Below are 13,184 nucleotides of genomic sequence, written 5' to 3'. Positions count from 1 at the left end.
TAGGAGGCCATCATGCCGTATTCATACGCTGATTCTAAATTAAAAATATTTTCGCTTAATTCAAATTATCCGCTAGCACAAGAAATTGCTGAGCTAATGGGTGTTGAGTTAGGGAAATGTTCTGTAAAACACTTTAGTGATGGAGAAGTTCAAATTAATATTGAAGAAAGTATTCGCGGTTGTGACGTGTTTATCGTTCAATCAACTTCTCATCCAGTAAATGAACATTTAATGGAACTTTTAATTATGATCGATGCAGTAAAACGAGCATCTGCACGCACAGTCAATGTAGTGATTCCTTATTATGGTTATGCTCGACAAGATCGTAAAGCAAAAGCTCGTGAACCAATCACTGCAAAACTAGTAGCGAATTTATTGGAAACTGCTGGTGCAACACGTGTAATTGTGTTGGATCTACACGCTCCTCAAATCCAAGGGTTCTTTGATATTTTAATTGACCATTTAATGGCCGTTCCGCTATTATCCGATTACTTTAAATCTAAAAACTTTGCTGAAGATGAAGTTGTAGTCGTTTCTCCAGACCACGGTGGAGTGACAAGAGCTCGAAAAATGGCTGAACGCTTAAAAGCGCCGATTGCCATTATTGATAAACGTAGACCAAAACCAAATGTGGCAGAAGTAATGAACATCGTTGGTAACGTTGAAGGAAAAATTTGTATTTTAATTGATGATATTATTGATACTGCTGGAACGATTACAATTGGTGCGAATGCATTGCTAGAAAACGGAGCAAAAGAAGTATATGCTTGCTGTTCACATCCTGTGTTATCAGGTCCAGCAATCGAACGAATTCAAAACTCTGTTATTAAAGAATTAGTTGTTACAAATACAATTAAATTACCAGAGGAAAAAATGATTTCAAAAATTACTCAATTATCTGTTGCACCATTAATGGCGGAAGCAATTTCCCGCATCTATGAAAACAAATCTGTAAGTACATTATTTGATTAATGCTTGAAATAAAATGTAGACAAAATCAGATAAGATTTTGTCTACATTTTTTTTTAAAATTTTAGCAATTTGGACAGAATGAAAAAGAACACATACTTTATTGCGATGTGAGATTTATGGAAACTTTCAGAAAATGGACTATAATAGAAATTAGGTAGTCCATAATTTTCTAATGGAGGGGTTGAAATCGTGAGCACAGTATTACAAGCGTCCGTACGTAAGACTGGTGTACGTTCAGAGCTTACCCAACTTAGAAAAGGAGGAAAATTACCTGCTGTCATTTATGGCTATAATATTGAAAATACGCCAATTGCAATCGATTATAAAGAGGTAGCAAAAGAAGTTCAAAAAAGAGGAAGTACAAGTATTTTCGATATTGAGGTAGAAGGGAAAAAACTAAAAGCACTCATTAATGAAGTGCAAAGATGCCCGTTAAAAGGACAAGTACTCCATGTTGATTTTTTGTCAGTAAACATGGATGAGGAAGTTGAAGTTGATGTACCAATCCATGCAGTTGGAGAAGCGATTGGTGTAAAAGAAGGCGGAGTACTAACCCAAATTCTAAGTACATTAAAAATAAAAGTGAAGCCCGCTGAACTTCCAGAGAAAATCGAAGTGGATGTATCGGAATTAGGGATTGGAGATACACTTTTTGTAAGTGATCTTAGAGAAAGGCTCAATTTCAATATTATTGAAGGTGATGACGTAACAGTATTTACAGTCACTTCTCCAGCAACTGCTCGCGATGCAGGACAAGGAGATAATGATAATCAAGATATGAAGGCTACAGAAGCTCCTGAATCTCAAGCATAAACCATTGGGTTGTCTAAGTATCTGACTTGGACAACCCTTTTCTTATTGTGTTCAGATAGGCTTTAGATTTGATGATAGCATGGGTATTAGCATAAACAATGTAAGAGGAATGATAGAAAGTTTACATACTTAGTGTCTTTATTTAACACTTTTTTTTATATTATGTGATAAAATAAGCGCAGCGAATTAGGATAAAAAGGAATGGTTTCATGAAACTAATAATAGGCTTAGGTAATCCAGGCAAAAATTATGATCGTACTCGACATAATATTGGATTTATGTGTATAGATGCGTTAGCAGAAAAATGGAATGTGACATTAAGTGAATCAAAGTTTAAAGGTATGTATACAGTTGTCCATCGACCTGAAGGAAAAGTAATGTTGTTGAAACCGCTAACGTACATGAACTTATCTGGTGAATGTGTTCGACCAATCATGGATTACTTTGATATAGATGTTGAAGATATAATTGTTATTTACGACGATTTAGACTTGGAGACAGGTAAACTTCGGCTTCGGCAAAAAGGAAGTGCTGGAGGGCATAACGGCATTAAATCGCTTATTCAGCATATTGGAACGCAGGAATTTAAACGCATTCGTGTCGGTATTAGCAGACCGCCGGCTGGCATGAAAGTCCCTGATTATGTCCTTTCAAAGTTTTCTAAGGAAGAAGAGCCTGTTATTGAACAAGCAATTGAAAAAGTGGTCCAAGCCTGTGAGGCATCATTGTCTAAAAAATTCATTGACGTAATGAATGAATTTAATTAAGCAAAAAGTGTTTAAATAAATTACAGTGCATAATTGATAATCGAACAGTCTATACTTGGAATATATACCGAAGCTCGTTAAGGAGGATCCAGTATGACTGTTCGTTACCGTTGTAGATATTGCGATACCGAATTGGGTACATTACCTTTTAATGAAGAAGAAACAATACGCAAGCTTCATTTATTCGAAGTTGGCGAAATAGAAGAATTTATCGAAAAAGATGAACTTGGAGTAACGACAGTACACTGTATTTGTGAACATTGTGAGGAATCGTTACGACAATTTCCTGATTATTATGCTTTAAAAAAATGGATTCAATAAAAATAACGCTTTGGACGAAAATTGTCCAAGGCTTTTTCCAATATATTGTAAATTTGCAGTAAACGAAATAAACGTAATGTTTCGGTTGATTTATAGAATGGCTACATAACGAGTGCCTTAGTTGGAAGGAGGTTTCTACAATGGGAGTTATAACTCAATTATTCTCTCAAGATAAACATATAAACATGCTAATCAACCAATTGAAAGAACAAACGTTTAAATCTCAATTAATTACAGGGTTAACTGGAAGTGCACGTGCAGTTTTTATTAATACGCTTTTTAATGAATTAAAACGACCAGTTTATATTTTATCTCCTAATTTATTGCAAGCGCAAAAGTTAGTAGACGATTTAACATCCCTTGTAGGAGAAGGATATGTTCATTATTATCCTGCAGATGAATTTATTGCAGCAGACATGACGATAGCATCTCCTGAATTAAGAGCAGGACGGATTTCTACATTGGATCACTTAATAAGAGAAGAAGTAGCGATTTACGTTATTCCTATTGCAGGTATGCGTAAATATATGACGCCAGTGGAACAATGGAAACATAACCTTTTAGAAGTACATGTCGGTCAAGAAATAGATATAGACCAATGGCTTTCGAAATTAGTAGAAATGGGATATACACGAAGCCAAATGGTAACAACACCAGGTGAGTTTGCATTGCGTGGAGGAATACTAGATATCTATCCACCCTATGCAGAGTCACCATTTCGTATTGAACTTTTTGATACCGAAGTAGATTCCATCCGTGAATTTTCTGCAGACGATCAACGTTCCGTTAAAAAGCTAGAGTCGTGTCGTATTTTGCCGGCCATTGAGTTGCTGTTGACGTTAGACCAGCGCATTCAATTGGCAGAGCGTTTAGAAAAAGCTCTTTCAAGAAGTATAAAAAAGGTCAAAAAACAGGAAGTTCAAGAATCATTATATGAAAATATCAAGTACGATATTGAAATGTTGAAACAAGGGAATTTACCTAATCATGTGACGAAATATGGATCATTATTATATGAGCAACCAGCATTTTTAGGAGATTATTTTTCAAAAGATGGCATTATCTTATTCGATGAGCTTGGTCGAATTCAAGAAGTGACAGGAGCATGGGAGCGGGAAGAAGAAGAGTGGTTCATATCATTAATAGAAGAAGGAAAAATGGTTCATGATGTTCAACCTTCTTACTCCTTTAAAGAAATTTTCTCTATGTTGGATCTGAAAAAAATATATCTTACATTGTTTACTCGCAACTTTACCGGTATTCGGTTTGACCAAACGACGAATTTTTCCTGCAAACCAATGCAACAATTTCACGGACAAATACCGCTCTTACAAAGTGAAATTGAACGCTGGAATCGAGAAAAATTTACTGTGCTATTTGTCGCTGATGGAGAACGTCGATTAGAAAAAATCAAAAATATTTTAGAAGATTACAAGATTGATGTCACCATTGGACATCCAAAGGGAGAAGGAATTTTCTTAATTGATGGACAGCTTAGTTCAGGATTTGAATTGCCATTGCAACGTTTAGCAGTAGTGACAGATGATGAATTATTTAAACAGCAAGCTAAACGGAAAAAAACTCGTTCTCAAAAGATGACCAATGCTGAACGGATTAAAAGCTATACAGAGATAAAACCGGGCGACTATGTTGTTCATGTTCATCACGGAATCGGAAAATATATTGGTATTCAAACTCTTGAAGTGAACGGAACACATAAAGATTATCTTCATATTCGTTACCGCGGTGATGATAAATTATATGTACCTGTTGATCAAATTGATTTAATTCAAAAGTATGTTTCTTCAGAAGGGAAGGAACCAAAACTTCATAAACTGGGCGGTACAGAATGGAAAAAAGCGAAAGCAAAAGTTTCATCTGCTGTTAAAGATATAGCAGAAGAATTAATTAAACTATACGCAAAACGGGAATCAGAAAAGGGGTTTGCTTTTTCGCCTGATACAGATGAACAACGTGAATTTGAAAGTGCTTTCCCTTATGAAGAGACTGAGGATCAGCTTCGTACAATTCTTGAAGTAAAGCGGGATATGGAACGGGAACGACCAATGGACCGGCTCGTTTGCGGTGATGTGGGATACGGTAAAACGGAAGTGGCAATTCGTGCAGCTTTTAAAGCAATAATGGACGGTAAGCAAGTGGCGTTTCTTGTGCCAACGACCATATTAGCACAACAACATTATGAAACCTTTAGCACAAGATTTCAGGATTATGCAATTCAAGTGGGCTTATTAAGCCGTTTCCGCACTCGAAAGGGACAATTGGAAACAATTAAAGGACTAAAAGATGGAACGGTGGATATCGTCATCGGTACTCATCGACTTCTTTCTAAAGATGTAATGTTTAAAGATTTAGGATTATTGATAGTCGATGAGGAACAACGATTTGGCGTTACCCATAAGGAAAAAATTAAACAGTTAAAGACGAACGTGGATGTGTTGACATTAACAGCGACTCCGATTCCAAGAACCCTCCATATGTCAATGGTTGGTGTAAGAGATCTCTCTGTTATTGAAACACCTCCGCAAAATCGTTTCCCAGTTCAAACGTATGTGATGGAATATAATGGCGCGTTAGTGCGAGAAGCCATTGAAAGGGAGATGGCACGAGGAGGTCAGATTTTCTATTTATATAATCGTGTAGAGGATATGACGAAAAAAGTAGAAGAAATTCAAATGCTCGTGCCGGAAGCTCGAATTGGTTATGCGCATGGAAAAATGACTGAGGCCCAACTGGAGTCAGTGATTCTTAGCTTCTTAAATGGCGAATTTGATGTGCTTGTGACTACTACGATTATTGAAACGGGCGTTGATATGCCAAACGTAAATACGCTCATTGTCCAAGATGCTGATAAGATGGGGCTTTCTCAACTTTATCAATTGCGTGGCCGTGTAGGAAGATCAAACCGAGTAGCATATGCATATTTCATGTATCAACGTGATAAAGTACTAAACGAAGTTGCAGAACAACGACTTCAAGCCATTAAAGAATTTACGGAATTAGGATCCGGTTTTAAAATTGCAATGCGCGACCTTTCCATTCGTGGTGCAGGGAATTTACTAGGCGCACAGCAGCATGGTTTTATCGATACCGTAGGATTTGACTTATATACTCAATTATTAGAAGAAGCGATTGCTGAACAAAAAGGAGTGAAGCGTGAAGAGAAAGAAGAAGTCGAAGTGATTCTTCATGTTGACGCGTATATTCCTGATCGGTATATTCCTGACGGATATCAGAAAATTCAAATGTATAAACGGATTAAAGCGATGGAAAATCCGGAAGATTACCATGAAATTCTGGAAGAATTACACGACCGATTTGGCGATATGCCTTCTGAAACAGAAAAGCTGTTGCGCATAGCTCGAATTAAGGCGTGGGCTACACATTCAGGTATTGTGTCAATCAAAGAAAAACAAAAAGTCATTTCAATTGTGTTTTCAGAAGAAGGCACAAAAAATGTGGATGGCTCTGTTGTAGTAACGGAAACAATGAAATTTGATCGAGCAGTTGGATTTAGTATGGATGGACCGATATTGACTCTAACAATTGATGAAAAAAAATGTGGAAAATATGAACCGCTTGATGTATTGGAACAAGTCGTTGAAATTGTTTATAAGGCAAGGAAGAATAATGTAGTGGAACAAGAGGCAAAATAAGACTGTAAGAAATGACCCAAATATTATATTTTGGGTCTTTTTATTCCTTCATTGTTGTTTAATGTTTTCAATTATTGTTATATTTTTAAAATTTTTTGGACATATTAATTTTACAAATTTTCGACGAAATAAAAACAAAATCCTCTCAATGTATTTTTTGCATACTTTGCCTAAAGAGTAAACATACTATCTGTGAAATAATACGATTCAGAAAGCGAGGCAGCATAGATGAAAGCAACAGGAATAGTACGTCGTATCGATGATTTAGGTCGTGTTGTAATACCAAAAGAAATTCGCAGAACAATGCGCATTCGTGAAGGAGACCCTTTGGAAATTTATACGGATAGAGAAGGTGAAGTTATTCTAAAAAAATATTCACCTATTAATGACTTAGGCGAGTTTGCAAAAGAATACGTAGAATCTTTGTATGAAACAATTGGCACTCCAGCATTAATAAGCGATCGAGATGAAATGATCGCTGTTGCAGGATTATCTAAGAAGGATTACACAAATCGTCGACTTTCAACTTTTGCAGAGGATTTTATGAAACAGCGCTCTGTTGTGATGGAAAAGAATGAAACAACAATTGAATTAGTACCAGGACAATTTGAGCAAGTGAAATCTTATTGTGTAGCTCCAATCGTTGCAAATGGTGATACAATTGGGGCAGTATATTTGCTATCTAAAGTTCATTTCCTAAGCGAAGTGGAACAAAAAGCAGCGGAAACAGCGGCACACTTCTTAGCAAAGCAAATGGAAAACTAAATCAGAAGGAAAACGTCTCTTTCTATAAGAGGCGTTTTTTCGTTGTTTGGGAAAATAACACAACATGCAACATAAGAAATTGCACCTTGAAAAGCATATGTTTACTGCTTCAATGTATGGTCTTAAGAATTAACCATTGATTGGCCCGGTTAGGAGATTCGATTGCAAATAAAATTCTGGCAGTAGTTATGTACAAGTGGGAAGAAAGTAGATTTTTTTATTTAAACGACTCTTTGGTATACTTTCTATTATGTAGATAAGGAAAGAGGATAAGGTATGTCAAATTCATTTGGAATGAAAGGATATATGAAAGGCGCTTTATTACTAACCATATCAGCGATTATCGTAAAAATATTGAGCGCCTTTTATCGAGTGCCCTTTCAAAATTTAGTGGGAGATACGGGTTTTTATATTTATCAACAAGTATATCCTTTTATATCATTTTTCGTTGTATGGACTTCAGGGGGATTCGCTGTAGCGATTTCTAAAATGTTAGCAGATGCGGAACTATCTCCTAATGCTGAATGGAAAAAGAATATTATTTCCAAAACGGTATTTTTCTATTTAGTTGCGTTATCGTTATTCTTTTTTTTGGTACTATTTTTAGGAGCCGATTTATTAGCAATATTGATGGGAGATGAACAGTTATCTCCACTTCTAAGAACAGGTTCCTTTGTTACATTGTTTATGCCGCTACTTGCAATACTGAAGGGAACTTTTCAATCCCAAGGCGAGATGGCCCCAGTAGCCAATGCCCAAGTATTTGAGCAACTCATTCGAGTTACGACTATTTTAGCTGGTGCCATTTTTGTGATGTTTACTTCTGGGTCTCTTTACTTAGCGGGCAATATGGCAGTGTTAGGAACCGTCATAGGGGAAGTAGCAGGGGTTCTATTGTTGTTATATTATGCCAAGAAAACATTTCCTTCCTTTCCTTTCCAAAAAACGAAAAGTGCAGTAAAGAAATGGCCGATTGTGAAAGAAGCGACTTTATTAAGTTTAAGTATAAGTATGAGCAGTTTATTGCTCTTAAGTTTTCAATTAATTGATTCGTTTACTGTTTATTCGTTAATGATTGAAAATGGAATTGACTCGCAACTTGCAAAAGAAACGAAAGGGATTTATGATCGTGGCCAACCACTTGTGCAATTGGGCATCTTGATTGCCTCTTCTTTATCAATTGCAATTGTTCCGCTAGTAGCTGTTCAGTCCAAAAAAAATACAGGAAGAGGAGCAAAACCTTTTATTCAGTTAACATATCGAACAGCCCTACTTTTTGGAGTAGCTTCTTCATTAGGATTAATGATTGTGATGCCTTATGTGAACGAAATGTTATTTGAAACGAATTCGCTTCAAAACGTATTAACCGTTTATGTACTACAAATTATACCGTTATCGATTATTTTGACGTTCACAGCTATCTTACAAGGCATGGGGAAATTAAAAGTGCCATTTTTCATTTTAGCAGGTGCTATTTGTTTTAAATTAATCGGCAATATGGCTCTTGTACCTTTCATGAACGTATTAGGTTCTGCAGTTACGAGCAGCGCAGTGCTATTTATCGCTGCAATTTTACTTATCCTTTATTTAAAAAAATTAACGTTCATTCAATTGGCTCCTCGTAACTATTACATAAAATTAATCGGCGCAAGCACTGTAATGACTTTTGCTGTTTTCTTATTAGATGGGTTCCTCCAAATGAAGAGAGGTATATTTGCTAACAGTCGAGTAGAAGCAGTATGTTTCGGAACAATCTTAATTGCTACAGGAGCTTTTGTATTTTTGACGTTTGTAGCAAAATCTCGTATGCTTTCCGAAAAAGAGTGGTTTTTAATCCCTTTTGGCCGGAGAATGGCTGTTTATCAGCTTTTGTTAAATAGAAGGAAGTAGGTGGAAAAATGCATATAACAATCATGGGGCTCGGTGCATCGGATTATGAACAATTACCAATTGGTATTTATAAAAAATTAAAAGAAGCAAAAAAAGTTTTTGTTCGTACAATGGAACACCCTGTATTGCGTGTGTTGCAAGACGAAGGAATCCAATTTGAAAGTTTTGATCACGTGTATGAAAAACATGATACGTTTCAACCGGTTTATCAAGAGATTGTTGAACATTTATTAGAAGCTGCGCAGGCAGAACCTATTGTATACGCAGTACCTGGCCATCCTTTAGTGGCTGAGCAAACAGTACAATTGTTAATTGAAGCTGAAAGAGAAGGAAAAGTTCAATTAGCAATTGAAGGAGGACAAAGTTTTTTAGATCCGATATTTGCTGCCCTAAAAATCGATCCTATTGAAGGGTTCCAGTTGCTAGATGGGACAAACTTCTCCATTCATGACGTTAACATGCGTTCCCATGTACTGATAGCTCAAGTGTATGACCAATTTAGTGCATCCGAAGTGAAATTAACACTAATGGAAAAATATCGGGATGATTATCCAATTACCGTTGTTACTGGTGCAGGATCTAGTAATGAACTGATTAAAACGATTCCGCTTTATGAATTGGATCAAGCGATGGAATTGAATAATTTAACGACTATTTATGTTCCGCCAGTAAAAAGTCATCTAGACGCTTTAAAAGACTGGACTACTTTTAGAAACATTATTGCTACATTGCGCGGACCGAATGGCTGTCCATGGGATCGAAAACAAACTCATGAAAGTTTAAAAAAATATTTGATTGAGGAGACTCATGAATTCCTAGCAGCGGTTGATGAAAAAGATGATTTTGGCATGGTAGAAGAACTTGGCGATATTTTATTGCAAGTTTTCTTGCATGCTCAAATTGGAGAAGATGAAGGCTATTTTAATTTAGAAGAAGTGTTGGAAAACATCTCTGAAAAAATGATTCGTCGTCATCCGCACGTATTCGGCGATCTTTCAGTGAAAGATGCAGATGAAGTTGTATTAAATTGGGAAGAAATTAAAAAGCAAGAGAAAGGTGAACAAAAAGAATCTTTATTGAAAGGGGAGTATCGACCAAATTCATCATTGCAAACTTCTTATAATTACCAGAAGAAAGCCGCTGCAGTAGGCTTTGATTGGCCAGATGCAAGCGGTGCTTTATCGAAATTCAATGAGGAATGGAAGGAATTCCGTGAAGAACTGGAGAAAGGTAACAATGAATCGATAATGGACGAATTTGGAGATGTTCTGTTCACCCTTGTCAATATTGCTCGTTTTTATAATATATCCCCTGAAGAAGCAATGGTTCACGCCAATGAAAAATTTGCTAGAAGATTTCGATTTGTTGAAGAACAAGTGAGAAAGAGCGGAAAAACTTTTCGAGATTTTACGTTAGAACAACTAGATGAATTTTGGAATGAAGCAAAACATTTAGAAAAGGAGTAAGTTATGCGATTAGATAAATTTTTAAAAGTATCTCGATTAATTAAACGCCGCACCTTGGCAAAAGAAGTTGCCGAACAAGGGCGAATTACAATTAACGGAAAAGTTGCAAAAGCCTCTTCCAACGTAAGTGCAGGTGACGAGCTAATGATTCGCTTTGGACAAAAAATCGTCACTGTTCGCATAGAAGAAATTAAAGAGAATGTTCGAAAAGAAGATGCAAGTAAAATGTTTACCATAATCAAGGAAGAAAAGTTAGAAAAAATCGAACCAGAATTTATCGATGATGAAGAATAAAAAAGAGAAGAAAAAATATTTTTTATAGCATGACATCTATTTTTGTTGTCATGCTTTTTTTATTTCCCGCATAAAGTGAACAGAACAAACCATTAAAGGAGGAACGATAAATGACACAAATACATCAAGAAAGCAATTACACTATTACTTCTGGAGATCATCTCGTGACAGTGAGAAATAGAAAAAGAATGGACATGACATCAGTAAAGGAAATTGAAAGATTCGACCAGGAGGAATTTTATGTAAGAACATCACAAGGACACTTGCTTATTCGTGGAGAGGAATTGCGCATTGTTCATTTAGATGTGGACAAAGGATTATTAACACTAGAAGGAAATGTAAAAGCCCTTCAATATGATGATGATGAAAATGGGTTAACTAAAGGCTTCCTCCATAAATTATTTGGATGACAGTTAAAGAACAGTTTTTCAGTATCGTAATAATGACGATAAGTGGCGTTATAATTGGCGCGGTTATTGATGCAACAAGAATTTACATCAGCGCCTTGTCACCTAAGTCATTATTACGAAAGTTTTCATTAATCGTTGAGGTTTTCGTCTGGGCACTGCTAGGTGTTGCAAGTTTTTATATTATCTATTTAATAAAGGGTGGAGAGTGGCGTTTAGTAGACCCATTATCACAAATTTTAGGTATTTTTCTATATGAATCATTTTTTCAGCCATTTTTCCGGTTTCTCGGCAGGGTATTTATCATTATTTTTATTAATCCAATAGTAGCGATTGTAAAAATTACTCTGAAAACAATAAAAGGGATAATTAGACTAGTAGTTCGAATTTTAATTGTACTATTTAACCCTTTTTACAAACTATTTGTGGTTGCGAAAAGACCTTTTCACAGAAAATTTATAAACTTAAAAAGAGCAATCTTTAAAAAACGTTAAATACTAAGTATAATGACAATACAATGACTATTTAGGAGGTGACGGATGTGGCCAAGCATTATCATAACAGACATGGGAATATGAATATTCGGAAAATAGATAATGACTATGTCCGTTCTGCAAATCGTCAAATGGAAAAGTTGACGAAGCAAAAAATCCGATTAAGAAGAAGGCTATCTCTATTCTTTGTCATCGCATCCGTCGTCATAATTAGTTTAATCAGTATGATTTTTAACCAAAATGAAAGATTAGCGCAAAAAGAAGCAGAAAAAGAAAAGGTATTATCAGAACTTCAAGAAATAAAAAAAGAACAAGAATTATTACAGTTGCAAATAAAAAAACTTGAAGATGATGAATATATTGCAAAATTAGCCCGTAAAGAATACTTCTTATCGGAGGAAGGAGAAATCATTTTCACCATCCCTAAAGAAGAAAAAGAAAATGAAGAAGATAAAAAGAATAAGAAATGACATTTTTCTAGGCTGTATTAAAATCGTTATTTAAAAATAAGAAATTACTGTTGAACAAATGAAGAGAATAAAAAATACAGGCTGAAAAAGAGTTGTCTTGTTGACACTCTTTTTTTGTTGGCTATAATAAAAGAGAGCATTAGCAAATTTTTTGCTCATTTTATATAATTATGATTACTGGCGATATTTTATTAGCCGTTTAAATTTTAAGGAGGAGCATTTTTTTTATGTCAATTGAAGTAGGCAGCAAATTACAGGGGAAGGTCACAGGAATTACAAATTTTGGAGCATTTATTGAGCTGCCAGATGGTAAGACGGGCCTTGTCCATATTAGTGAAGTAGCTGATAACTACGTGAAAGACATTAACGATCATCTAAAAGTTGGAGATATCGTTGAAGTGAAAGTGTTAAATGTTGAAGAGGATGGAAAAATTGGCCTATCGATAAGAAAGGCTAAAGCTCAATCTGAAAGACCTGAACGTCCTCAAAGACCACGTCGTGATAACCGTTCAAATGAACGAAACGAACGCCAATCAAAAGAAAGTTTTGAACAGAAAATGGCGAAATTCTTAAGAGATAGTGATGAGCGTCTTGCTTCATTAAGACGTGCAACTGAGTCAAAACGAGGTGGACGTGGCGCAAGAAGAGGGTAGTTTGCTGTCTGTTTTAATTGAGTAATTTTTAAATAATCTTTTTTACAATGAAAATGTCAAAATACAGATAACAAAATCGGTTATTCGTTAAAATGGGTCGACTATATTCCGTCAATAGTCGACTTTTTTTTATTTAATTGGTAGTGTTTTACTTGTAGTTGCGAAACAAATTTATTATAGAAAGTTAGTTTGTGAAAA

The 13,184-nt window shown here is 35.6% G+C and carries 13 protein-coding genes; all 13 read left to right on the top strand.

From position 1 onward, the window contains the following. Nucleotides 1-12 precede the first annotated feature (12 nt). The 13 genes from UtA1_RS02405 to UtA1_RS02345 all read left to right on the top strand — a co-directional run bounded on the left by UtA1_RS02405 (nucleotide 13) and on the right by UtA1_RS02345 (nucleotide 12,986). The gene (locus UtA1_RS02405) at nucleotides 13-972 is read left to right on the top strand and encodes a ribose-phosphate diphosphokinase (protein ID WP_016838848.1); all 960 of its coding nucleotides are present in this window, start codon (nucleotides 13-15) and stop codon (nucleotides 970-972) included. Nucleotides 973-1,161: 189 nt separating this feature from the next. Then, nucleotides 1,162-1,785, top strand: a complete 624-nt coding sequence (locus UtA1_RS02400; RefSeq protein ID WP_016838847.1) for a 50S ribosomal protein L25/general stress protein Ctc — start codon at nucleotides 1,162-1,164, stop codon at nucleotides 1,783-1,785. Between the two features lie 209 nt (nucleotides 1,786-1,994). Continuing rightward, the gene (gene pth / locus UtA1_RS02395; protein WP_016838846.1) at nucleotides 1,995-2,552 is read left to right on the top strand and encodes an aminoacyl-tRNA hydrolase; all 558 of its coding nucleotides are present in this window, start codon (nucleotides 1,995-1,997) and stop codon (nucleotides 2,550-2,552) included. A gap of 93 nt (nucleotides 2,553-2,645) precedes the next feature. Further along, complete coding sequence (locus UtA1_RS02390; protein ID WP_016838845.1) at nucleotides 2,646-2,873, top strand: anti-sigma-F factor Fin; 228 nt, start codon at nucleotides 2,646-2,648, stop codon at nucleotides 2,871-2,873. Nucleotides 2,874-3,013: 140 nt separating this feature from the next. Continuing rightward, nucleotides 3,014-6,547, top strand: coding sequence for a transcription-repair coupling factor (gene mfd, locus UtA1_RS02385; protein ID WP_096549926.1), 3,534 nt, complete (start codon nucleotides 3,014-3,016; stop codon nucleotides 6,545-6,547). Nucleotides 6,548-6,775: 228 nt separating this feature from the next. Further along, complete coding sequence (spoVT, locus tag UtA1_RS02380; protein ID WP_016838843.1) at nucleotides 6,776-7,312, top strand: stage V sporulation protein T; 537 nt, start codon at nucleotides 6,776-6,778, stop codon at nucleotides 7,310-7,312. Nucleotides 7,313-7,588: 276 nt separating this feature from the next. Continuing rightward, complete coding sequence (locus UtA1_RS02375; RefSeq protein ID WP_096549925.1) at nucleotides 7,589-9,202, top strand: putative polysaccharide biosynthesis protein; 1,614 nt, start codon at nucleotides 7,589-7,591, stop codon at nucleotides 9,200-9,202. 8 nt (nucleotides 9,203-9,210) lie between these two features. Beyond that, nucleotides 9,211-10,668 (top strand): bifunctional methyltransferase/pyrophosphohydrolase YabN, encoded by a 1,458-nt coding sequence (yabN, locus tag UtA1_RS02370; RefSeq protein WP_096549924.1) that lies wholly within the window; start codon nucleotides 9,211-9,213, stop codon nucleotides 10,666-10,668. A gap of 3 nt (nucleotides 10,669-10,671) precedes the next feature. Continuing rightward, nucleotides 10,672-10,962 (top strand): RNA-binding S4 domain-containing protein, encoded by a 291-nt coding sequence (locus tag UtA1_RS02365; RefSeq protein ID WP_016838840.1) that lies wholly within the window; start codon nucleotides 10,672-10,674, stop codon nucleotides 10,960-10,962. A gap of 110 nt (nucleotides 10,963-11,072) precedes the next feature. Further along, nucleotides 11,073-11,372: a sporulation protein YabP gene (gene yabP / locus UtA1_RS02360; RefSeq protein WP_016838839.1), complete on the top strand. Its 300-nt coding sequence runs from the start codon at nucleotides 11,073-11,075 to the stop codon at nucleotides 11,370-11,372. Further along, entirely contained in the window at nucleotides 11,369-11,863 is a 495-nt protein-coding gene (gene yabQ / locus UtA1_RS02355; RefSeq protein ID WP_096549923.1) for a spore cortex biosynthesis protein YabQ, read from the top strand. Before yabP ends, yabQ begins: the two co-directional genes overlap by 4 nt. 47 nt (nucleotides 11,864-11,910) lie before the next feature. Continuing rightward, the gene (locus tag UtA1_RS02350; RefSeq protein ID WP_172597812.1) at nucleotides 11,911-12,333 is read left to right on the top strand and encodes an FtsB family cell division protein; all 423 of its coding nucleotides are present in this window, start codon (nucleotides 11,911-11,913) and stop codon (nucleotides 12,331-12,333) included. A gap of 227 nt (nucleotides 12,334-12,560) precedes the next feature. After that, the gene (locus UtA1_RS02345; protein WP_016838836.1) at nucleotides 12,561-12,986 is read left to right on the top strand and encodes a S1 domain-containing RNA-binding protein; all 426 of its coding nucleotides are present in this window, start codon (nucleotides 12,561-12,563) and stop codon (nucleotides 12,984-12,986) included. Nucleotides 12,987-13,184 lie beyond the last annotated feature (198 nt).

This window comes from Ureibacillus thermosphaericus, from assembly GCF_002370195.2.
Lineage (GTDB): Bacteria > Bacillota > Bacilli > Bacillales_A > Planococcaceae > Ureibacillus > Ureibacillus thermosphaericus.
This window is presented reverse-complemented; position numbering and strand designations above follow the sequence as displayed.